We start from the raw sequence: 20696 nt of genomic DNA, 5'->3' as shown, positions 1-20696 counted from the left end.
ACGCAACAACACGCCGACGCAACTCAAGCGGTAGCGGCTTGCCCATCGCGGTCTCCTTTCAACCGCAATGAATCACGAACTCAAATCAAGGGGAATCCTGAATCCCTTAAATCGCGACACGCTTTAGTCCTTACGGGCGCGGGATAGACGCCCTTGATTGGGCTTAAGAACAACGTCTAAGGCTCTCTCAAACAGATCTGCGTCTTCGCTCGCCTCAAGCTCCCGAGCGGTTTCCTTGAACCGCTCGGATTGCTCTTTCTGACTAAGCTTTGTCGCCTTTTTGCCGCTTGGCTTTCGGGCGGTATTTGGAGGGTCGCCAGACGCCATAGGGTGCCTCACCTTGCTTTAGTTGTTTCATAGGTGAGGCGCTTGCCGACGACACCATCAAGGATGCGACCGGCGCGCGCTTCATCGTTCACGCCAAGGGCTACGCGAGCATTGTGGCGGAAGTCAAATTCCGCAAGATAGCGGTGAAGGTGCTTCTCTGCGCAGTGCTGGTAGGTGCCGCGCATACCGCGCTTGAAGATGCTGAAATAGCTTTCGATGGTGTTCGAATGCACCACGCCGCGAACGTACTCGCCAGCCGAATGCTTGACGCTATCGTGAGCGGCGAAGTGATCGCCCATGCCGGTATAGAGGCGGCTTTCGTCGGTATAGAGGGTGCTTTCGCGGACGACGTTATCAGTCACCAGTGAGACCACGTTGATCTTGGTAGCCTGCGCTACATGGAAGGTGCGCACGTTGCCGCCGCGCTCGATAAGGCCAAGCACGGCGCGCTTGTTTGACGGGCCGCTCTTGCCTTTCTTGATGAAGGGTTGGCCGCTGGTGCGGGTGGTGCGCTTCTCTTCGCGCGAACCGAAATAGGTTTCATCCGCCTCGACAATCTGTCCCTCGCCACCGAGCGGGCCAAGCTTGCCGTCGCGCATGGCTTCACGGATGCGGTGCGAGATGAACCAAGCGGTTTTCAAGGTCACACCAAGGGTGCGGTGCAGCTGGTTGCTCGAAATGCCCTTCTTGGACGAAGCGATAAGGAAGATCGCCTGTAGCCAATGGTTGAGCTTCACGTGGCTGGCTTCAAAGATGGTGCCGATCTTCACGGTAAACGGCTTGCGGCACTGGTAGCACTTGTAGGCGCCAATGCGGGTGCTCTTGCCTTCCATCTTTGAAATGCGCTCGAAGCCGCCGCAATGCGGGCAAGTCGGGCCGTTCGGCCAAATCCTGGCTTCTACGAACTTGTAGGCGGCGGCTTCGTCGTGGAAGTGGCGGTCTGAAAGCACGGACATCGGTCTAACTCCTTATGGGATCAACCTAATCCGTTTGGGTGGGTACGTCAAGTATAATATGCGGATTCAGGACCTTGCCGCCATCCGCAAGTTCGATCTCGGATGACTGCGGTGAGGTGATGACGCGCTCAGATTTGTAGAGCCCCGCAGATTTCAATCCAACTAGTTCCGCCGACAAATGAGCAATGAAAGCGTTCTTCATCGGCAACTCCACAGGAATCATATGGGTACTCACTAATCACGAAGATGACCAATGAGAACTGGACACCCTTACTCCACAGAGAATCTGACACCGAGCTCAGCGGCATCATCATCTCGCGAAAAGTCAACCAATCACTAATTGTCGCGGTAAGCGTCCTTGGTGTATGGTTCCCGCTTGGCGGTTCGAAACGCCGCCGCACCCTCATGGAGTGCGCTCAACTTTCAGGAGTTTGGGTGATGACAGTCCATTGAGGCCATCGCCGAGCCGCCGCTCGCCAACCTGCGGTCGCATGGCTCATTTCCAATCACGGATAGGCGACAACGGTCGACCATGCCGGATCATCGTGCTTTCGCCAGTAGAGGTCCATGAGCTGACGTGTAATGGGTCCGACCTGCCCGATACCGATCACGGCGTCGTCGATGCGCGTCACGGGCATAATGCCGCCGGCAGTCGAGGTGATGAACACCTCGTCAGCCTCTTTGATCTCGGCACGACCAATGTCAGTGGCCGTGGCCGACAACCCGATTTCGACGCAAAGATCAAAGACAGTCCGGCGCGTAATGCCAGGCAACACCCCAAAGGCGGGCGTCTTCAGGGCCCCTTCCTTTACAAGAAACACGTTGAAGCCGGGGCCCTCGGCAATGTGTCCGTTCGTATCAAGAACCAACGCTGTCTCAGCTCCCATATCGTAAGCATCGAGAAGGCCCTTCACGAGATCGAGCCAATGATAGTTCTTGATCGAGGGATCGACCGATTGGGGTGGGATGCGGACTATGTCGCTGATCGCAACGTGCAAGCCTCTTTCCAACTGCTCCTTGTTGGCAACCGACCCAAAAGGGACAGCAAATGCGATGAAGCGATTTTCCGCTTGCCGGGGATCTCGGCTGAATGTTGGCGACGAACCGCGCGTGCAGATCATCTCTACGTACGCCGATTTATGGCCCGACAAAGCGACGCAATTTTTCAGGATGGATGTTATTTCTTCGCGATCATAGGGCAAATTCATGCGCAGACGCTCCACGCCGCCTAAAAACCGGTCGAGATGCAAGTTCAAGCGGAAAAACCTGCCATTCCAGACGTGCACGGTGTCGTAAGTCGCGTCGGAGTGGAGAAAACCCCAGTCGAGCACAGAGAGCTTGGCCTCGGACATCGGCAGGTATTGCCCATCCATGAAAGCAACCCCGTGAGGATAGGGCCGTCTATCAACGTGATGATCAACGACAGTTGGAAGTCTAGGTAAGAGCTGTGTCATCGGATGCGCCATTCTTTTCCTAATCGGGTCAGTTGCTTTGCCTGCGTGGAACAATTTGGCAAACCGCACCGTCCCGACGCAGAACCGACTGCGCTGCATAAATCGCACGCTTCTTTAGAGGAAAAAGATCAATCCCTTGGTGGTCACGCAATGGATGCGTCAAAAAGCGGCCCAAGGTGACCGCATCAGCGAAACCCGCCGGCGTTATAGCGTAACACGCGGCTCGAACTTGACACGATCAAGCGCAATCATGCTCCGGAATTTTCGGACATTCGGGTTCGTGTAGAGCTTCGTTTTGACGAAGACATCAAAAGCCTCGACGTCCTCAACCGTCACGATCAGGACAAAGTCAGCGTCGCCCGTCACCATATAACACTGACTGACTTCTTTGGTCCCCCGCATTGCGCGCTTGAAGTCGTCGACCAGGTCGAGACGCTCACGGTCCAGTTCCACCGTAACGACAATGGTGAGCGATTTGCCGACAGCTTTCGGATCTACCAGCGAGATATCGGCTACAATCACGCTATCAGACCGCAGCTTGTTCACCCGACGCATGCATGAGGCTGCGGAAGACCCGACGAGCTCCGCGAGTTCGGCAAAGGAGAGCCGGTTGTTCTTTTGTAGAACCGTGAGGATCCGTCGATCTAGGTCGTCCATGATTGATCTGCTATGATTGAGGCCCCAATAATCACCGGAATTGCCGTGATATTTATTGCAGTTCCTCGTGTAAAATGAAACAACCAAATCAATATGGGCCACCAGCGCGGAGATAATCCGCCACCGCTGCCGGGTCGCCTCAATGAAGCCTGTGTGGCACGCAGGGCCCCAGCATTAGCGCGACCCACTTGAACGAGCCGTCCACGAAATTTGCTGCAGTTCGGCTCCATCTTCCCCCGCATCATTACTTCGTTGGATGCCGACGCACGCTGCATGGAATGGCCGCTCATGTGCCCAAAGGGGCGCCGCCAGTGGGATACGCGTCATATCCCGTCGCGGGATTCGTCAGCTGGGTACGGGGTACAGAGCAGTAACTGAGCAAACCAGCGAAGTGCCGCAAATAACACGAACATATTCCTGCTGGATAATTGATCGGGTGAATTCCTCAGGTGTCGGATGCGGACCTAGCGGATCTGCGGAAGCTGCTTCGGCGCGCGCGGGGTGAGCAGGTGAGCCCCGTCGTCCGTAATCAACACCGTTTCCTCGTGCAGCACGATCTTGCCGGGTTCATATTCTAAGGCCGGCTCGATACACAACACCATGCCTGGCTCAAGCACGGTGTGATCTTCCAGGCGGACTGACGGTGGCTCGGTGATCCGCAGCCCAAGCCCGTGTCCCATGCGGCCGTTGCTGTTAAGATATTCCCCGCCCGATGACAGGGCTTTGGCCATCTGCTCGAACACGTACCCCGCCGTAACACCTGGCTTTGCGGCATTGATTCCAACCTCATTCGCCTTCCACACACGTTCGTGAGCGAAAACGAGGGCGTCGGTTTCCTTCCCGACCTGGAAGTTCCGGTCATAATCACAGAAATACCCATCGACGGTCGTGCCAGTATCGATGAAAAGCAAATCACCATCGGCGATCGGCCTTTCGCGTGGTCCGCCGGTAATCTCGAATGGTCCGCCGACGTCCGATCGGCAGATCAGAGTCGGGATAGCCCCAGCCCCTTCCGCGTTGAGCCGAGCTCGGAACTCCCGAAGTATTGTGCGCTCACTATCACCGATCTTAACGAAACCAGGTACCTGGTCATAAACGGTACCAGCTATATCGACCGCCGTTTTGATCTTTTTTACCTCAGCCGAGCTTTTGATCATCCGAAGAAGCCAAATCGGCTTAGCTCCGTCGACGATTTCTACGCCGCGCAATCCGCCGACGATCGCGTTCAGCTGTGTGACTGGCATACCGAGTCTCAGTTCCATCCCGAGTTCCGCCCCGACACGGCCGTGGCGACGGGGTAGCTCGGAAATCGCGCTTATCACCAGGGAAGTGCCCTCGTCCTCAGGCCGAGGAGAAGGCCAAGACCTGATGTCCTCAATCCATGTCTGCTCGATGATTGCCCGGCCAATCTCCGGAATGATCGCGACTGGGTTTCCTGCGGATGGCACTAAAACAAACCATGGCCGTGTGTAACTTTCCCAGAAAGTGGAATCGATGCCGACAAAATACCGGATGTTGTCCATCGAGGTGAGCAGGAGCCCGTCCATGCGTTGCTTGGCCATAAGCTCTTGGGCGCGCGAAACCCGCGCATGGAACTCAGCGGAAGTAAATCCGGGGTCGGTTTCTTGATACATCGAATTCGCCCTTCTGCTCTGGCGCTTCATTCAGCCTCGCCGCGAACCGCAGCCGCCTCGCCAACGAGGAACATCGCACGCACCTTAGATGTGATGAATGAACTAAATTCGCTAAAATGCGCCAAGAATGGCTGTCGCTATGTCAATATCTTGGAGCACCCGCAATCCATACTGCATCTACCGCGTGAAGAACGGGCTGAACTTTCAGAACAATCCTAGGCGATGAAATGCAGCCGGTCGGTCAAGGCTTTATGGAGCCAGAAGCTAGCCGGAGCCAGCGGCCGCACATCGTAGACTTTGCCGATTGCGGTTCAAAGCGGAGCATTGACGCTCGTCCTGGTTCTGGAACGCGAACAGGTGGCCGCTGGCTCCTGACAGCCACAGAGCAGTCGATCACTCTGGCACCAACGGTAGGATCAGGCGTGAGAGCCTGTCCGGCCCTGAGAAGATTGTATTTTGCGCGACCACGCCTTGAGTCTCTGAGTAACCATTCCCGCCGGTGTTCATGTTACGGTCGAACCGGGGAAAGTTGCTGGAACTGACTTCCAGCCGTATGCGGTGCCCCGGCGCAAACCAGTTGGCGGTCGCGTTAAGGTCCACCGTGATCTCGTAGATTTGGCCCGGATTGAGTAGTTGCGGATCCCTGAACCCGTCGCGATATCGCGCCCTGAGGATACCTGTCTGCAACTGGATAGCGCGTCCGTCGGGGTAGACATCTACCAGCTTGCCAGTGAAATCCGTGTCGAGCGCCGAGGAGGACACATGCAGGACCATCTTCACCGGACCGACCATGGCTACCCCCTGCTGAAGGACCTCATTCGTGTAGACCAAGACGTCTTGCCGTGCTTCGACGAAACGTTGATCGGTCATTTCAACGGTCCAGGAGCGCATGTGACCGGTGGGCGTTGGATCGGCCGGATCGTATCGGTATGTGTCCTTAGCCGATATATCTGGCGGGTTGAAGGAGAGCTGCCCGTCCCCTTCCATGCTATTGGCCCGTGTCGGCTCGAAATGTAGAGGTTCCGATAGTCAGTTCCTGGGAGGGGCATGTCGGTGGCAGTCCGCCATTCGTTCTTGCCGTAGAGCCAATACGTCACCCTCGCCATATCGTCGATGGCGCCAAGCTCACCTTTTCACCCAACGGTCGTTCCACTTTACCATGGCGCTCCAGAGATCGAAGCGGGCATCACCTAAATCAAGATCGCCGAACCGAAAGTCCTCGGTGAATGTGTCGAAGCTGCAATGCCTGCCTGGGCCCATTATTAAATATTGGTTGTCGCGGACTGTGGCATTGGCTGCATTGGTCCTGCCAAAATGAAAAGCGTCGATCGCCTCTCCAGGCTGTATGTCGTTCCAATTGTATATCCACAGTGCCGGCGTATACAGTTTGTCCTGTTCAGTAACAAGCTCGCTGTCTTCATGCCAGTACGATCACTCCGGCGGATGGGACATCGCGTTGTCGAAGTCTGTAGGTGGCAAGCCCGTCCGCTCGAGAATACCGGCGATTGGCAGATCTGACGCCACGGTATCAATGTCGACTTTTGGCTCGGCGCCCTGCCAGCGAGCGAACGAGGTAAGCATGCTGTAGTATTCGCAGGCCCCGCCGGTGTAGTTCCAGAGCATAGTGTAGCGGCCCACTCCGGTGCTGAACGACCCTCCGGCTGACATAGGGGTGATCGCCTTCAGGCTTGGCGTGCCGGTAACCCCGCCCACCACCTGGACGTGACCCAGATATGAACAGCCCCACATTCCCATTCGGCGCGCGGACCATCGTTGCGCGTCGAGCCACTTGGCCGTATCCTCGAAATCACAGTGTTCCCACTTACCGGACCTAAAGACTCCCTCCGACTCCCAAGTCCCACGGAAGTCTTGGGCTACCACGGCATAGCCCGCGCGGATGTAAACATCGACCGGGCCTGTGCCTGAGGAAGTGCGCTGCACCATACAGCTGTCCCCAAGCACCGAGGTGCTCTGCGTCACCCAGTCCGGGCGGAACTCGTTCTTGTCATATGGCGTGCGAATGAGAATAATCGGGAATGGCCCGGGCCCGTCCGGCAGGTAGATGTCAGCGGAAAGCTTCACGCCGTCACGCATCGGAATCTTGACGCTTGGCAGGAATTGTCGATGGCGGTTGAGAACCGCGTATAGATGGCGCCGAGAGGGAATTGATGCGGAATTCGGCTCGGAGTGGTGCTGAATGACGCTGATGATCTGATTTGGTTGGGGATGAGAGCGCGGGATGCGCCGACAGGAGCCCGGAGGGCGACTGAGGCGCATCCCGCGCTGCGTCCGCGCATGCTACATGTGCGGAGCGCCGCAATCAGACATCGACCCACTACCACGTAAACTCGATGTCCTATCCCAACGGCCCGTGTGAGGGGACTTGCAGGTCCCCGGGCACTGATGCCGACTGGTTCACGGTATGCGCCAGCATAATGGCATTGGCGCATTCCGTCGAGCTTTTCCCCGCAATCCCGACGGCGTTCCGAGAGGTTCGCCGCCGCAATGCAAACCGGTCGTTTCTTTCTCTGCGCACGGTGCCGCTCACAGGTCTTGCTTTGCCGGCATTGCGATCGGGGTCAGCGCTTCTGTGGTTCTGACTGCGCCCATGAAAGCCCGCCGTGACAGTGTGCGTGCGGCGGGGCTGCGCTACCAGAACACCCGCCGGGGCCGCTTTGCCCACGCCGACCGCTCCCGCCGATATCGCCAGCGCTGCAAAAACAACGTGACGCATCAGTCTCCACCTTGTCTGCCGGATGGTGCACGACTGAACGCGCCCCTGATCGACGGCACCGTCGCACTGGACGACGTCACCGCTGAAGCGGTGCCATCGATCCCTCCGGCTCCGTCGCCGAGGGGCCTATGTCGGTCAACACGACTATGGAGACCCAACCGATGACCATATCCGCCGAGCATCGGTCGCACAAAGCTCTCAACAACCGCGCCGAGCATTCGCATGTGCCGTTGCGAAAGAGCGGGAGCGCATGATGCAGGGGTTCCGATCACCGGGATCGCCGCAACGTTTCGTCTCGATCTTCTCTGCCCTCAGAAACCTTTTCGTCCCACCTCGCATCAAACGCTCTGCCATTCACCTCCACCGCCTCCAGGCCATGGCGGCGTGGAAGACCATAACCGCTCGGCGTGGTGAGCACCGGCAAATATGTCGCACCAGCGATCGTGGCGCGCCTGAAGATGGAGATGCCCGAGATCGAGGTGCGCCTCAAGGTCGCAAACCGCTCGGCAACAATCGAAGCGCTCGAACGGGGCGAATACGATCTCTGCATCATGAGGCGTCCCCCGAATTCTCCGGCGGTGCATGCCACGCCGCTGGTCGATCACCCCCATGTCATCGTCGCCGCCGTGACGCATCCCCTGACCCACAAGCACATGGTCACGCCGGAAGAGCTTCTGGGCGAATTGTTCGTGATGCGCGAAGACGGCTCGGGTACGCAGATTCACGCCACGCGCTACCTTGACGAAATTGGCCACGGTCGGGAAGTCAAGATGGCTGAATGGGGTCCAATGAAACAATCAAACAGGCCGTCACAAGCGGATTGGGAATCGCCATCCTTTCAGCCCACACGCTGGCCGATGAGCTGTGCGCCGGCCGTCTCATCGCCCTGCGCTGTACAGGGACGCCGATCATGCGCAAATGGTATTTGTGCCATTTTGCCGATCGACGGCCCAACCGCACGACCGAGAGAGTTCGGGACCGGATTTGCCCGGAAGCAGAATCGATCTTCCCGAAGATTGCATTCGACAAATGAGCGTTCTAGCCTTTCAGCCGCAGGATATTGAACGCGGACTGATAGTGACCGGCAGTAGCCCGGCACATCAGACATTCCGTCGAACAATCGACACGGATCCCAAGATGGCAACAGGTATCGATCCGGAAACGTCCGAGCTGATGGAATCAGCGTGGATGGACGTTCTCCAGAAAATGGACGACCTGGAATTTTTCTCCGCGCGATCAGCGCGGCGCCGCCGGCCCTGTGGAGGAAGCCCTCGTTGGCGCACCTGTCCTGCCGGGCGAGGCGACACCTATTTCCGTGCAGCATATCGTGCGCTCCTCCGACCCCTGCATGGTGCCTCGACGATGTCTCACCATCCCGATCCAGTTTCTTGGTGGCACAGGATCCTTTCGCAAAACCGGGCTCCACTATTGTGGTTCATGCGCTGATGACGAGTGAAGAAATCCGCATTCGCGGCCTCGTACAGGGCGTGGGCTTCCGGCCCTTCGTCTGGCAACTCGTGGCCCGCCACGGCATTCGCGGCGAAGTGCTCAACGATGGCGAAGGCGTTCTCATCCGCGCAACCGGTGACCGGCTCGACGACTTCTGCCGGTCGGTCCTCGACGAGGCGCCGCCGCTCGCCCGCATTCGGTCGCAGCGGCGCTCGGCCTTGCCTTCGATCGGGTGAGCTTCGAGGGCCAGGCGGCGATGGAACTGGAGAGTCTCGCGAGGCTGGCGGTCCAGAAGTCCAATCCGGCGTCTCATGCGGCTGCCAGGCCCGAGCAGGGATATCCGTTTGCTGTGGTGTCGGGAGGCGATCTTGCCCGGCTCGATCCAACGCCGATGTGGCAGGCACTTCTTTGCGATCTCGCCGACGGCGTTCCCGCCACGGCGATCGCCCTTCGCTTCCATCACGGATTTGCCGAGGCCTGCGCCGGTCTGGCGAGGGACCTTGCTCGCCAGCACCGGGCCGGCGCCATCGCGCTTTCCGGCGGTGTGATGCAGAACGCATTGCTCATGGAACGGCTTCAGGCACGGCTCGCCCATTGCGGTCTTCCGGTGCAGACGCAGCGGCAGGTTCCGGCGAATGACGGCGGCCTCGCCCATGGACAGGCCGTGATCGCGGCGGCGCGGATGATGGAAGGGCGCTGACAGGCTCCGGAAGCCGAGCAGCACACATCGGGATATGCGGATCAAACGTGCGCGTCGTTTGATGAAACTCAGGTACGGGTCGAAAACTCCACCCCGTCGCTCGTGCCGGCACTCATCCGATTGATGAGACCGTGAATATCGCCGAGGACCCAGAGATCACGGACCTTGGCGCCGTCAAAGATGAATATCGGCGTACCGTGCCACCAGACGTGACGACCGGACGGAGTTTGCCCAAAAAGCGGTTTACGATGGAAACCGTGAAATCGAAGCTTGCCGGACACCCGATTTCCTTCCTCCACCATTTCCAGAATGTCGGAGGTGTAGTCGCCGAACGAATCCGTGACCCAGCGGACGTAGTCGGCAAACTGGGTATGCCCCACCAGAATCAGGCCCAGAGAACCTCTGAATGTTAAAAAAGCTGCCTCTTTCAGCAACCGTTTCCTCTGCGTCGGGTGCGGCGCCGACAGGCAAATGTCTGCGGCCACTCGATCGCAAGTAAAGATGGTTGCGCCCTCCCGCAAACACCGAAACTTGCTCGGGGCGCAAGTGAAGATTAGATCCTGACCGGGAATTCTGGAAAGCAGCTTTCCATAACCGCTCGGAATCTGGAAGGCTCCAGAACGGGACTTTGACCTATAAACCGTATCCGGGGCAGATTCCTGTGCGGTCTAAGCGGCGGCCAGCCTGACGAGGTGGGGCAGTCTGGGCACGAGAGGTGCTGCGGGCACGGCGAGACGGTCACCGAGGAAGCGATAGAACGAAACGTTGAGCTTGGCGCAGGTCTTGAGCAGGCCAAGCATGGCGTCTCGTGCAGCCTTGCCAGCGTTGCTGACGGTTCCGCCGGAGATCTTGCGCTTGGTGACCCAGGCGCGGATGTCGTTTTCCGATCCGTTGGTGTGGAGCGGGATTTCGGGGCGGTCGAGCACGCGCAGCAGTTCGGTCTTTCGCTCATGCAGGCGCGCGAGGAGGCGATCCAGCAGGACGTAGCCGGTTTTTCTGGTGAAGATGCGATCGAAGCGGGCGCGCAGGGCTGTGGCCCGCTTGGGATTGGGGTCGTGCTTGTAGAGCTTGAGATCCTTGTAGAACCACCAGATCAGGGCCCGGGTCACTTCCACCGCCTTGCGGTGAGCTGGGTTGGTGGGAGTGAGCTTGTGCACCAGTCTTTCGGCGTGGATCCAACACAAGGCGTGGTCCTGCAGGCGGAACTGGCCGGCGCCGTCGGAGACGATCACAGTGTCGGTGAGCAGATCGTGGGCCCTGATCGCGCCCCACAGCGCCCCTTGGGTGGCGATCTTGACCGGATCGGGCGTGACTTTGAGTTGGTCGATCCCCAAGGCCGCCAGATGGGCCCGCCAGGCGGCTTCATCGGCGAAGCTCTCGGTCGGATGAGCCGCCAGCTTGGCGATCATCGGGCCGGCCAGGGATCGGCCGCGCATGTAATCCAGCGCCTCTTGGTTGACGACGAAGTCTCCATGGCCGGCGCGCAGCACCGCCAGGAACGCCTCGCGCGACTTGGACGGGCCGGTCCTGAAGACGGCGAACCGATCATCGCCGATCTGGGTGACGAAGCCGTCCTTGCCGGCGTGGCGGTGAGCCGTGTCGTCCACGCTGATCCACGGCGCGGTCTCCAGCCCGGCCCGAAGCACCGCCTGGTCCTCGGCGATCAAGCCCTCCACACCTTTGCTGAGCAACCGCACCACCTGGCGCTTGGAGATCGCCATGCCCATGCCGGTCAACAGCGCCGTCAGCCGCCCGCTGCTCATCTGGCCCTGGAAGTGTCCCGCCGCGATGAACCGCCGAAGCTCCGGCCCATAGCCGCCCAATACCCCTGCCGGCAGCGCCGCCACGATCCGCTCGCCACAGGGGCCAGCCCAACGCTCGCGGCGGTAGCGCACCGTCTCAACCGCGAGCCGCAGATCCTGCACCAAAATGTCTTCGTAGCCCAAAAACCGGGACCCGACCGGCGGCGAGGCCTTCACAACCACCTCGGCCGTTATCTCCAGTTTGTCGCGCTTGGCACCGCGCCGGCGTTTGGAACGTCCCTTGTTGCCCGAAGGCTCCGACGTCGCCTTCTCCATCCCCGACGGTTTGCCCTTGAACCTGGGTCGAGGCGGCAGGCCCTTCAGCCGCGCGATCTCGTCCTTCAGCTCGCGGTTCTCCGCCCGTAAATGCGTCACCTCTTCGATCAGCGCCACCACCAGCCGGCGCAAATCCGCCAGCGGCAAATCCTCAACCGAATCAGAAGGAGGCAGAGTCATCCACAGGATGAATCACAACCGACAGTCCCTGAAAAGCCCACCCGCACAGGAATCTGCCCCGGATACCTATAAACCCATTTAAATCTTTGTAATTAAACAATTTTCTCCATGGCATAAGCTTTGCGGACACTCCCGGAAGGCCGTGCGCCCACCGCGCGGGCCCCAAGACCAAACAGGGAGGGGGCATTCGATGCTGCCCATGGAGACATTCTACGACGTCATGCGGCGCCAGGGCGTCACGCGGCGCTCATTTTTGAAATTCTGCTCGCTGACGGCGACGGCGCTTAGCCTTGGGCCGAGCTATATGTCCACCATCGCCCACGCCATGGAGACCAAGCCACGCACGCCGGTGCTCTGGCTCCATGGCCTTGAATGCACTTGCTGCTCGGAAAGTTTCATCCGTTCCGCCCATCCGCTGGTCAAGGACGTTGTCCTGTCTATGATCTCGCTCGACTATGACGACACGCTGATGGCGGCAGCGGGACATCAGGCGGAAGCGGCGCTGGAGGACACCATCGAGCGCTATAAGGACCGGTATATCCTTGCCGTCGAGGGCAATCCGCCGCTGAACGAGGATGGCATGTTCTGCATCATCGGAGGCAAGCCCTTCGTCGACCAGCTTCGTCATGCGGCGGAACACGCTAAGGCGATCATCTCCTGGGGATCCTGCGCCAGTCACGGCTGCGTGCAGGCCGCGCGCCCGAACCCGACCCGCGCGACGCCGGTGCACCAGGTCATCACCGACAAGCCGATCATCAAGGTGCCGGGCTGCCCGCCCATCGCCGAGGTGATGACCGGCGTCATCACCTACATGCTGACCTTCGACCGCATTCCAGAGCTCGACCGCACTGGCCGGCCGAAGATGTTCTACTCCCAGCGCATCCACGACAAATGCTACCGGCGACCGCATTTCGACGCCGGCCAGTTCGTCGAGGCCTTCGACGACGAGGGCGCCCGGCGCGGATACTGCCTCTACAAGATGGGTTGCAAGGGGCCGACCACATACAACGCGTGCTCCACCGTGCGCTGGAACGAAGGCACGAGCTTTCCCATCCAGGCCGGCCACGGCTGCATCGGCTGCTCGGAGGAAGGCTTCTGGGACAAGGGCTCCTGGTATGCTCGTCTGGCCGACATCCACCAGTTCGGCGTCGAGGCCAACGCCGACAAGATCGGTGGCACGGTGGCGACCGGCGTCGGCGGCGCGATCGCGGTCCACGCCGCCATCAGCGCACTCAAGCGCGCCCAGATGAAGAATGGCAACGGCGGAATCAGCGACAGCGCCCATAAGGACAAGGAATTCGTCTGATGACCATCCAGACTCCCAACGGCTTTTCGCTCGACACGTCCGGTCGGCGCATCGTGGTCGACCCTGTGACCCGGATCGAGGGTCACATGCGCTGCGAGGTCAACGTCGACGACAACAACGTCATTCGCAATGCTGTCTCCACCGGCACCATGTGGCGCGGCCTCGAAGTCATCCTGAAGGGGCGCGACCCGCGCGACGCCTGGGCCTTCGTCGAACGCATCTGCGGCGTGTGCACCGGTTGCCACGCCCTGGCATCGGTGCGATCTGTGGAAAATGCCCTCGACATCAAGATTCCGTTCAACGCCCATCTCATCCGCGAGATCATGGCGAAGACGCTGCAGTGGCAAGACCATGTCGTCCACTTCTATCACCTGCACGCGCTCGACTGGGTTAACCCCGTCAACGCGCTGAAGGCCGATTCCAAGGCGACCTCCGCGCTGCAGCAGATGGTCTCGCCGGCCCATCCGATGTCCTCGCCGGGCTATTTCCGCGACATCCAGAACCGGCTGAAGAAATTCGTCGAATCTGGCCAGCTCGGTATCTTCAAGAACGGATACTGGGACAACCCCGCCTACAAGCTGCCGCCCGAAGCCGACTTGATGGCAGTCGCGCCCTATTTAGAGGCACTCGACTTCCAGAAGGAAATCGTCAAGATCCACACGATCTTCGGCGGCAAGAACCCGCATCCGAACTACATGGTCGGCGGCGTGCCCTGCGCCATCAACATGGACGGCGATTTGGCCGCTGGCGCTCCGCTCAACATGGAACGGCTCAACTTCGTCCACCGGCGAATCCAGGAGGCCTTCGAGTTCTCCAAGAACGTTTACATACCGGACATTATCGCCATCGCCAGCTTCTACAAGAACTGGCTCTACGGCGGCGGCCTTTCGGCGACCAATGTCATGGACTATGGCGATTATCCCGTGACGCTCCATGACAAGTCAACCGACCAGCTGCCGGGCGGCGTGATCCTCAACGGCAACTGGGGCGAGGTGCTGCCGATCGATCCGACCGATCACGAGCAGATCCAAGAATTCGTCCAGCACTCCTGGTACAAGTACCCGGACGAGGCCAAGGGCCTGCACCCCTGGGACGGCAGCACAGAGCCGAATTTCGTTCTCGGCGCGGGTCTCAAGGGCACCAGGACCGCCATCCAGGAGCTCGACGAGCGCGCGAAATATTCCTGGATCAAGTCGCCGCGCTGGCGCGGTAACGCGGTCGAGGTCGGCCCGCTCGCCCGTTATATCCTCGCCTATGCCCAGGGCATCCCCTTCGTGAAAGACCAAGTGGATATTTCGCTTGCCGCCTTCAACCAGCTCGCCGGCACCAGCCTCACGCCCAAACAGGCGTTGCCTTCGACGATCGGGCGCACCCTTGCCAGAGCGCTGGAGGCGCAGTATTGCGCCTCAATGATGCTCGACGACTTCGACCGGCTGATTGGCAACATCAAAGCAGGCGATTCGTCCACTGCCAACGTTGCGAAATGGGATCCCTCAACCTGGCCCAAAGAGGCCAAGGGCTTCGGCACGGTCGCTGCGCCGCGCGGGGCGCTTGGTCACTGGATCCGGATCAAGGACGGCAAGATCGACAACTATCAGTGCGTCGTGCCGACCACCTGGAACGGCAGCCCACGCGACCCGATGGGCAACATCGGCGCCTTCGAGGCCTCGCTGATGAACACGCCCATGGAACGGCCGGAAGAGCCGGTAGAAATCCTGCGCACGTTGCATTCGTTCGACCCCTGCCTTGCCTGCTCCACGCATATTATGAGCGAAGACGGTCGGGATCTCGCAACCGTCACGGTGCGCTGAGGGAGGAAAAACAAATGAAATCTCTGAAGACACTGTGGCTTGCAGGCACAGCTCTGCTGATAGCAAGCCCTGCCCTTGCACATCCGGGCCACGGCGCCACCTCCGGCTTTTCCGCCGGTTTCGCCCATCCCTTCCTCGGTGCCGACCACCTGCTCGCCATGGTGACGGTCGGGATCTGGGCCGCGCATTACGGCGACCGCAAAAGCCTTGCCCTGCCCATCGGCTTCGTCGGCGGCATGCTCTTCGGCGCTGCGACCGGCTATCTCGGCTTCGGCCTGCCGGGCGCCGAAAGCCTCATCGCCTTGAGCCTCGTCGTCCTCGGAGCGGCGCTCGCCCTAAGCACGCGGCTGCCGTTGACGGTGGCCGCTGGTCTCACGGTCACGGCCGGTCTCGTCCACGGCCATGCCCACGCGGTCGAGGCGAGCGGTTCGGCGTTTGCCTATGTCGCCGGCTTCGTCATCGCGACAAGCCTGCTGCATGCGGCCGGGGGCCTCGCGGGCAGGCGGTTCGCGGTATTGCGCCTTGCCGCCCCGCTGGCCGGAGGCGTCGTGGCGTTCGCCGGTCTCACGATGCTTGCCGGCTAAGGGAGGCTGCAATGAACGTTCAAAAGCCCGTTACAGTTCCCGCCGTCGCGGCGGATTTCGACCACAAGGACAGGGATCGGTCGGCTCGCCTTACGTCGGTCTACGTCTATGAGGCGCCCGTGCGTCTCTGGCACTGGACGAATGCCTTGGCGATCACAACGCTCGCGATCACCGGCTATTTCATTGGCTCGCCCCTGCCGACGATGCCGGGTGAGGCTAGCGCCAACTTCCTGATGGGCTACATCCGCTTCGCCCATTTCACCGCGGCCTATATCTTCGCGATCGGCTTCGTTTTCCGCATATACTGGGCCTTCGTCGGCAATCATCATGCCCGCCAGCTCTTCCTCCCGGCCGTCTGGAAGGGCGCCTGGTGGAAGGAAATCCTGACGGAGGTTCGCTGGTATCTGTTCCTGGAAAAGCGGCCGAAGAAATACATCGGCCACAATCCGCTGGCGCAAATAGCGATGTTCATCTTCATCACCATCGGGTCGATCTTCATGATCGTGACGGGCTTCGCGCTCTACGGCGAGGGCGAACAGGCTGGAAGCTGGATCAGTGAGCTCTTCGGCTGGGTGATCCCGATTGCCGGCCAGAGCATGGACGTCCACACGCTGCATCACCTTGGCATGTGGTTCATCCTGACCTTCGTGATCATCCACATCTACGTGGCCATCCGCGAAGACATCATGTCCCGCCAGAGCATCGTGTCGACGATGATTTCCGGTCACCGGACCTTCAAAGACGACGATCCAGAATAAACCACCGAGCCGCCTATCGCGCCGGCGGGCGAAATCCCTCTCCACCTCAGGAGCAACTTGGTGGCCACCGGCCGCCATTTTTCTTTCCGTTTACCTCTTTAAAGTGGATAGTTTCGTTCTACTTTTGCTTCACCACCTGAGCCATATTACCAGCTAACTCCTTAATTTTAATAGGTTAAATATCAAAAGGCCAACTGGCACGCAATTTGATAATTGAGTGACAAACAACTGAAAACAAAACTGCCACATTGGCGCCTGGGGAGGACCCGGATGAACAGCAACAAACAGATCCTGATTCTTGGCATCGGCAACCTGCTGTGGGCCGACGAGGGTTTCGGCGTTCGCGCGGCCGAGGAATTCGGCCGCCGCTACGACTGCGGCGATGCCGCGACCGTCATGGATGGCGGCACGCAAGGCGTCTATCTGCTACCCCACATCCAGGACTGTGGAATTCTCATTCTTTTCGACGCCATCGACTACGGCCTTGCCCCCGGCACCCTCAAGGTGATCGGGGACAAGGATGTCCCCGCTTTCATGGGCGCCAAGAAGATATCACTGCACCAGACCGGCTTTCAGGAGGTGCTTGCAAGCGCTCTGCTGCTCGGCTGGGAGCCCGAGCGCATCCTGCTCATCGGCGTCCAGCCGGAGGAGGTCGAGGACTATGGTGGATCGTTAAGGCCGGTGGTGGCGGCCGCTATGGACAACGCTCTCGCGGTTGCCGCCGCGGAGTTGCAAAGTCTCGGCGTCACGGTCACGCCTCGACAGAGCGCGATGACCGATGCCGGCAGTCTCGGTCCTTCCGCCCTCGATCGCCGCGCCTACGAGGACGGTCGTCCCAGCGAGGATGCGGCATTCCGCAAGGGCGACATCCGCGTGCTCGCCCTGCTCGGAGCCAAATGATGTGCATCGGCGAACCGATGGAAATTGTGAGCGTTCACGGCGAGAGCGCATGCTGCAAGGCGCGGAACGGCAGGACGAACGTCGACATGCGCCTCGTAGCCGCCGCCCGCGTCGGCGATCACGTGCTCGTTTTTCTGGGCGCGGCGCGGCGCATTTTGCCCCTGGACGAAGCGGCCGACATACGCGACGCCCTGGAGGCGCTTGAGGCGGTTGCCGCCGGTGTCCCGCTTGAAGGCTTTTTCGCCGATCTAATGGCGCGCGAGCCGAGCCTGCCATCACATCTGGAAGCCGCCCGCCGCAAGGGCCTTAAGACCGCATAGGGAGTAACGGACATGGAAAGTCCCATGATCGAACGGCTCGTCGACGAGCTGAACTATCCGCGCGTCAACGCGAACAATCTGAATGACATTCTTGCCGAGGCCGGCGAGCGCGTCCTCTTTCTCACCGGTGACCGACTTGGTAAGCCCAGTAGTGTGCGTCCTCCTCCCCGATGTATCTGCCGTTGCTCAGATATTGCACAGGTTTAAGGACGCCCGCCTCCTGGAAACGCTGCACCTCATTTTCAAACGCTGTTGCCTCCGCATAGCTCCTTTCAGTGCTTACCACCACAAATCCGTTCGGGCGCGTCACGCGGGCCAACTCGCGCAGCCCATGCGGGCGGACATGTCCGAGCGTGAAAACGCCGCAACACACGGTTATATCATAGCTCGCGCTGGAATAGTCCGGGAGTGGTCTATTGAGGTCGACATCGCCTTTGACATCGCGGTAGGTGCCGGTTTGTCTCGCCATTTCGGCCATCGTCTCGCAGAGATCAAAGCCGTCGATCAAGCGGAAGCCGAGATGATCCAATTCAATGCCAACTAGGCCTGTACCGCAGCCAGCGTCCAGGACTGCGATGGCTGCTCGCTCGCTGCCGATGTAGGCCGCTTGCACCGCGCCCGCCAGTTCCGCCACGATCGAGGGGCCGCGGTAGTGTTCGCCCTCGACGTCCAACTCGTAGGAAGCGGCCCATTCCCGATAATATTGGACCAAGCGGTCGGCGTCACCGTCGAGCGCATGTGATGCGTCGATCCGCTTTCTGCGGGCTTGTCGAAGTGTGTTCTGTCCGGCTAACGTGTTCATGTATTTCCTCCGTATAGAGTAGATGCAAGCTGGCCGCCTTCAGAATCTGAGGGCCAAGAACTTCCAGTTGATGAAACGTGCTTCGCCCTGTACTTGATCGCCATCCGTTTGAAGGGCGTCGTTGCCGAATTTGAAACCAGCCTTCGCCCGGCGTCTGGGGGCCGGCTCGACGGGCGGACTTTGTCGAGGATTGCCACTGCGCGAAGCCCGTCGTCGAGCTGAGGACATTCAATTTTGGTCATTTCGCTCCATTCATGCCGAGTTCTGCTCAGAGTGAACGGCGCTACGGTGAGCGACAGACGCAGCGCGAACGCCTCGAACGCGGTGAGCAGTGGTGAGCGCAGTCAGAGACGGGAGGTCGTAATAAGCACCGTCCATTCAACACATTCGCTTGGACGCTTGGACGTATAGTAGACCAACACCCCTTGTGTGGCCTTCAATCAAGATGAGCGCTCTCCTTGGCATTGGCGATTAACCCTCGGTTGGTGTGCGGTCCGGCGGTCCGAGGCGCAATGGCGTCAGGCTGTTTCTGACCTCCAACTCGATTCCCCTCGGTCCGTGACACGTCTGCAGATTTCTCTGCATGCGCCGTGCCAAAGGGGGAAGTCGTGTTGAAACAAACTGATGGCCCTCATACCGCTATGTCGCATGTCCGACATCGTCAGACATTGGACAACGCGGAACGCGGTTGACGGCGAAAGACGCTGCGTCGCGCCTGCTTCTTCGCCAATCTGCCCCGATGCCTGGTCGGCATGGAAGCCTCGAACGGCGCGCATTACTGGGCAAGGGTGCTCACCGAGCTTGGCCATGAGGTTCGGCTGATCAGTCCTCAGTTCGTTACACCATATGTGAAGTCCAACAAGAACGACCGAAACGATGCGGAAGCCATCTGCGAAGCGGTCGGCCAGCCTTCGATGCGCTTTGTGCCGCCGAAATCGACTGATCAGCTGGCGGTCCAGGCCGTTCATCGCATTCGTCGGCGTCTGGTCGCCGATCGAGTTCGGCTTGTGAACCAGATTCGCGGCCTTCTTTCCCGTCATTCCCCGCGATATCTCGCAGCTGCGGCGCGGCCTCGCCGTCATCGTGGGGAATGATGATGTCGGACTCAGCGAGATGGTCCGGTCGCTGATGAGGGAGCTGCAGACGGAATTGGCCGAGCTCGACGATCGCATTGCAATTTATGATCGGCGGATACGAGAAATCTTCCGCACCAGCGAGCAGTGCCAACGGCTTGGGAAGATCGAAGGCATCGGCCCCGTGACGGCAACCGCCTTGATCGCTGCCGTAGGCGATAGAACCTGCTTCAAAAATGGCCGTCAGTTCGCGGCCTGGCTTGGCCTGGTACCCAAACAACGATCCAGCGGAGGGCGAGCCCGGCTATTCGGCATCAGCAAGCGGGGCGATCGCTATCTGCGCACATTGATGATCCATGGGGCTCGTGCTGCGCTTGGCAAAGCAGCCGGCAAGCAGGATCCACGAAGCCTCTAGCTCAGTAAGCTGCGGCAAAGCCGACACCCCAACGTCGCGGCTGTCGCGCTCGCCAACAAGAATGCGAGGGTCGTGTGGGCCATCCTCTCGGGTGGCACATTCTACGAGCCCGCACAGTCGGTGAAAGCAGCTTGAGGCGAAGCGGCAAACGAAAGGAAAACAACAGAAGGAGGTCTCACCCCAGCAATTGCAGCAAAATGGCAGGAGATGGTGAAACGGTCATTCCGTCGCTTCCCGAACCTGGTGTGTGGACCGGCTTGGCTTCGGCCAATGTCTAGGGGCCGATGAGGTGGAAGCGCGCGAAAATCCATCGGGGCTCGCGGCGAAGACGTTGTCCAGCCGCATGAGGAAGCCGGATATACGTCAGCAGTTGTGACCGACGATCTTGATCCAGCCGACCTGTTGCAATCGGGCGGGGTCCATATACGTCCTGACCTGAGACCCTGAATCTCCTCCAGTTTTTGGTAGAGTCCGTCTGATCGAGGAGACGGACGAATGAAGCGTTCACGGTTCACGGAACAACAGGTCATCGCGATTTTGAAGGAGCAGGAGGCGGGG

At 59.8% G+C, this 20696-nt stretch carries 17 protein-coding genes and 5 pseudogenes; 12 read left to right on the top strand and 10 right to left on the bottom strand.

What is annotated here, in order from left to right:
• Positions 1-335: 335 nt before the first annotated feature.
• The 7 genes and pseudogenes from CKW40_RS39890 to CKW40_RS39860 all read right to left on the bottom strand — a co-directional run bounded on the left by CKW40_RS39890 (position 336) and on the right by CKW40_RS39860 (position 7122).
• Positions 336-1283, bottom strand: a complete 948-nt coding sequence (locus tag CKW40_RS39890) for an IS1595 family transposase (protein ID WP_095205097.1) — start codon at positions 1281-1283, stop codon at positions 336-338.
• A 64-nt stretch (positions 1284-1347) separates the two neighbouring features.
• Positions 1348-1485 (bottom strand): annotated as a pseudogene (locus CKW40_RS39885) (glycine C-acetyltransferase); the annotation flags it as partial.
• Between the two features lie 304 nt (positions 1486-1789).
• Positions 1790-2656 carry an aminotransferase class IV gene (locus CKW40_RS39880; protein ID WP_244571494.1) on the bottom strand — a complete coding sequence of 289 codons (867 nt, stop codon included), beginning with the start codon at positions 2654-2656 and terminating at the stop codon, positions 1790-1792.
• Positions 2657-2941: 285 nt separating this feature from the next.
• The gene (locus CKW40_RS39875; RefSeq protein WP_244571493.1) at positions 2942-3394 is read right to left on the bottom strand and encodes an Lrp/AsnC family transcriptional regulator; all 453 of its coding nucleotides are present in this window, start codon (positions 3392-3394) and stop codon (positions 2942-2944) included.
• 464 nt (positions 3395-3858) lie between these two features.
• Positions 3859-5058, bottom strand: a complete 1200-nt coding sequence (locus tag CKW40_RS39870) for a M24 family metallopeptidase (protein WP_244571492.1) — start codon at positions 5056-5058, stop codon at positions 3859-3861.
• 363 nt (positions 5059-5421) lie between these two features.
• Positions 5422-6018 (bottom strand): annotated as a pseudogene (locus CKW40_RS39865) (CocE/NonD family hydrolase); the annotation flags it as partial.
• A gap of 441 nt (positions 6019-6459) precedes the next feature.
• On the bottom strand, positions 6460-7122 hold the full coding sequence (locus tag CKW40_RS39860) for a CocE/NonD family hydrolase (protein WP_179298286.1): 663 nt from the start codon (positions 7120-7122) through the stop codon (positions 6460-6462).
• A gap of 810 nt (positions 7123-7932) precedes the next feature.
• Between CKW40_RS39860 and CKW40_RS46140 the strand changes: the two are divergent.
• The 5 genes and pseudogenes from CKW40_RS46140 to CKW40_RS39830 form a co-directional block, all read left to right on the top strand.
• Positions 7933-8162, top strand: a pseudogene (locus CKW40_RS46140) (DDE-type integrase/transposase/recombinase); the annotation flags it as partial.
• Between the two features lie 10 nt (positions 8163-8172).
• Positions 8173-8826: a LysR substrate-binding domain-containing protein gene (locus CKW40_RS46135; RefSeq protein WP_244571496.1), complete on the top strand. Its 654-nt coding sequence runs from the start codon at positions 8173-8175 to the stop codon at positions 8824-8826.
• A 146-nt stretch (positions 8827-8972) separates the two neighbouring features.
• Positions 8973-9116 (top strand): annotated as a pseudogene (locus tag CKW40_RS45045) (nickel-dependent hydrogenase large subunit); the annotation flags it as partial.
• Positions 9117-9153: 37 nt separating this feature from the next.
• On the top strand, positions 9154-9447 hold the full coding sequence (locus CKW40_RS39835) for an acylphosphatase (RefSeq protein ID WP_244571495.1): 294 nt from the start codon (positions 9154-9156) through the stop codon (positions 9445-9447).
• A 20-nt stretch (positions 9448-9467) separates the two neighbouring features.
• A complete protein-coding gene (locus tag CKW40_RS39830; protein WP_143748488.1) occupies positions 9468-9911 on the top strand; it encodes a Kae1-like domain-containing protein in 444 nt (147 codons plus the stop codon).
• Between the two features lie 68 nt (positions 9912-9979).
• Here the strand turns inward: CKW40_RS39830 and CKW40_RS39825 are convergent, their stop codons facing one another.
• On the bottom strand, positions 9980-10345 hold the full coding sequence (locus CKW40_RS39825) for an ester cyclase (protein WP_244571491.1): 366 nt from the start codon (positions 10343-10345) through the stop codon (positions 9980-9982).
• A 234-nt stretch (positions 10346-10579) separates the two neighbouring features.
• A complete protein-coding gene (locus CKW40_RS39820) occupies positions 10580-12136 on the bottom strand; it encodes an IS66 family transposase (protein WP_244571490.1) in 1557 nt (518 codons plus the stop codon).
• A gap of 223 nt (positions 12137-12359) precedes the next feature.
• Here CKW40_RS39820 and CKW40_RS39815 point away from each other — a divergent pair, with 223 nt between their 5' ends.
• The 6 genes from CKW40_RS39815 to CKW40_RS39790 all read left to right on the top strand — a co-directional run bounded on the left by CKW40_RS39815 (position 12360) and on the right by CKW40_RS39790 (position 17848).
• On the top strand, positions 12360-13475 hold the full coding sequence (locus CKW40_RS39815; protein WP_095205088.1) for a hydrogenase small subunit: 1116 nt from the start codon (positions 12360-12362) through the stop codon (positions 13473-13475).
• A complete protein-coding gene (locus CKW40_RS39810; protein WP_198421188.1) occupies positions 13475-15286 on the top strand; it encodes a nickel-dependent hydrogenase large subunit in 1812 nt (603 codons plus the stop codon). The genes CKW40_RS39815 and CKW40_RS39810 overlap by 1 nt, the downstream gene beginning before the upstream one ends.
• Positions 15287-15300: 14 nt before the next feature.
• Complete coding sequence (locus CKW40_RS39805; protein ID WP_095205086.1) at positions 15301-15870, top strand: HupE/UreJ family protein; 570 nt, start codon at positions 15301-15303, stop codon at positions 15868-15870.
• Positions 15871-15881: 11 nt separating this feature from the next.
• A complete protein-coding gene (gene cybH, locus CKW40_RS39800; RefSeq protein ID WP_095205085.1) occupies positions 15882-16628 on the top strand; it encodes a Ni/Fe-hydrogenase, b-type cytochrome subunit in 747 nt (248 codons plus the stop codon).
• A gap of 270 nt (positions 16629-16898) precedes the next feature.
• A complete protein-coding gene (locus CKW40_RS39795; protein WP_095205084.1) occupies positions 16899-17528 on the top strand; it encodes a HyaD/HybD family hydrogenase maturation endopeptidase in 630 nt (209 codons plus the stop codon).
• The gene (locus tag CKW40_RS39790) at positions 17528-17848 is read left to right on the top strand and encodes a HypC/HybG/HupF family hydrogenase formation chaperone (protein WP_095205083.1); all 321 of its coding nucleotides are present in this window, start codon (positions 17528-17530) and stop codon (positions 17846-17848) included. The genes CKW40_RS39795 and CKW40_RS39790 overlap by 1 nt, the downstream gene beginning before the upstream one ends.
• Positions 17849-17969: 121 nt before the next feature.
• On the opposite strand, the gene CKW40_RS39785 is transcribed toward CKW40_RS39790, so the two are convergent.
• Positions 17970-18650 carry a class I SAM-dependent DNA methyltransferase gene (locus CKW40_RS39785; RefSeq protein WP_095205082.1) on the bottom strand — a complete coding sequence of 227 codons (681 nt, stop codon included), beginning with the start codon at positions 18648-18650 and terminating at the stop codon, positions 17970-17972.
• Positions 18651-19345: 695 nt separating this feature from the next.
• Between CKW40_RS39785 and CKW40_RS39780 the strand changes: the two are divergent.
• Positions 19346-20273: pseudogene (locus tag CKW40_RS39780) on the top strand (IS110 family RNA-guided transposase); the annotation flags it as partial.
• Between the last annotated feature and the right edge of the window lie 423 nt (positions 20274-20696).

It is taken from the genome of Mesorhizobium carmichaelinearum, from assembly GCF_900199455.1.
GTDB classification, from domain to species: Bacteria; Pseudomonadota; Alphaproteobacteria; order Rhizobiales; family Rhizobiaceae; genus Mesorhizobium; species Mesorhizobium carmichaelinearum.
The sequence above is the reverse complement of the archived record's forward strand: the minus strand, read 5'-3'. Positions and strand labels throughout refer to the sequence as shown.

Excerpts from the sequence above, each read along its gene's own strand:
- CKW40_RS39810 (WP_198421188.1), top strand. The coding sequence starts at position 13,475 with ATGACCATCCAGACTCCCAACGGCTTTTCGCTCGACACGTCCGGTCGG.
- CKW40_RS39785 (WP_095205082.1), bottom strand. The coding sequence starts at position 18,650 with ATGAACACGTTAGCCGGACAGAACACACTTCGACAAGCCCGCAGAAAG.
- CKW40_RS39860 (WP_179298286.1), bottom strand. The coding sequence starts at position 7,122 with ATGCGTGACGGCGTGAAGCTTTCCGCTGACATCTACCTGCCGGACGGG.
- CKW40_RS39795 (WP_095205084.1), top strand. The coding sequence starts at position 16,899 with ATGAACAGCAACAAACAGATCCTGATTCTTGGCATCGGCAACCTGCTG.
- CKW40_RS39790 (WP_095205083.1), top strand. The coding sequence starts at position 17,528 with ATGTGCATCGGCGAACCGATGGAAATTGTGAGCGTTCACGGCGAGAGC.
- CKW40_RS39875 (WP_244571493.1), bottom strand. The coding sequence starts at position 3,394 with ATGGACGACCTAGATCGACGGATCCTCACGGTTCTACAAAAGAACAAC.
- cybH (WP_095205085.1), top strand. The coding sequence starts at position 15,882 with ATGAACGTTCAAAAGCCCGTTACAGTTCCCGCCGTCGCGGCGGATTTC.
- CKW40_RS39815 (WP_095205088.1), top strand. The coding sequence starts at position 12,360 with ATGCTGCCCATGGAGACATTCTACGACGTCATGCGGCGCCAGGGCGTC.
- CKW40_RS39880 (WP_244571494.1), bottom strand. The coding sequence starts at position 2,656 with ATGGATGGGCAATACCTGCCGATGTCCGAGGCCAAGCTCTCTGTGCTC.
- CKW40_RS39870 (WP_244571492.1), bottom strand. The coding sequence starts at position 5,058 with ATGAAGCGCCAGAGCAGAAGGGCGAATTCGATGTATCAAGAAACCGAC.
- CKW40_RS39830 (WP_143748488.1), top strand. The coding sequence starts at position 9,468 with ATGGAACTGGAGAGTCTCGCGAGGCTGGCGGTCCAGAAGTCCAATCCG.
- CKW40_RS39890 (WP_095205097.1), bottom strand. The coding sequence starts at position 1,283 with ATGTCCGTGCTTTCAGACCGCCACTTCCACGACGAAGCCGCCGCCTAC.
- CKW40_RS39805 (WP_095205086.1), top strand. The coding sequence starts at position 15,301 with ATGAAATCTCTGAAGACACTGTGGCTTGCAGGCACAGCTCTGCTGATA.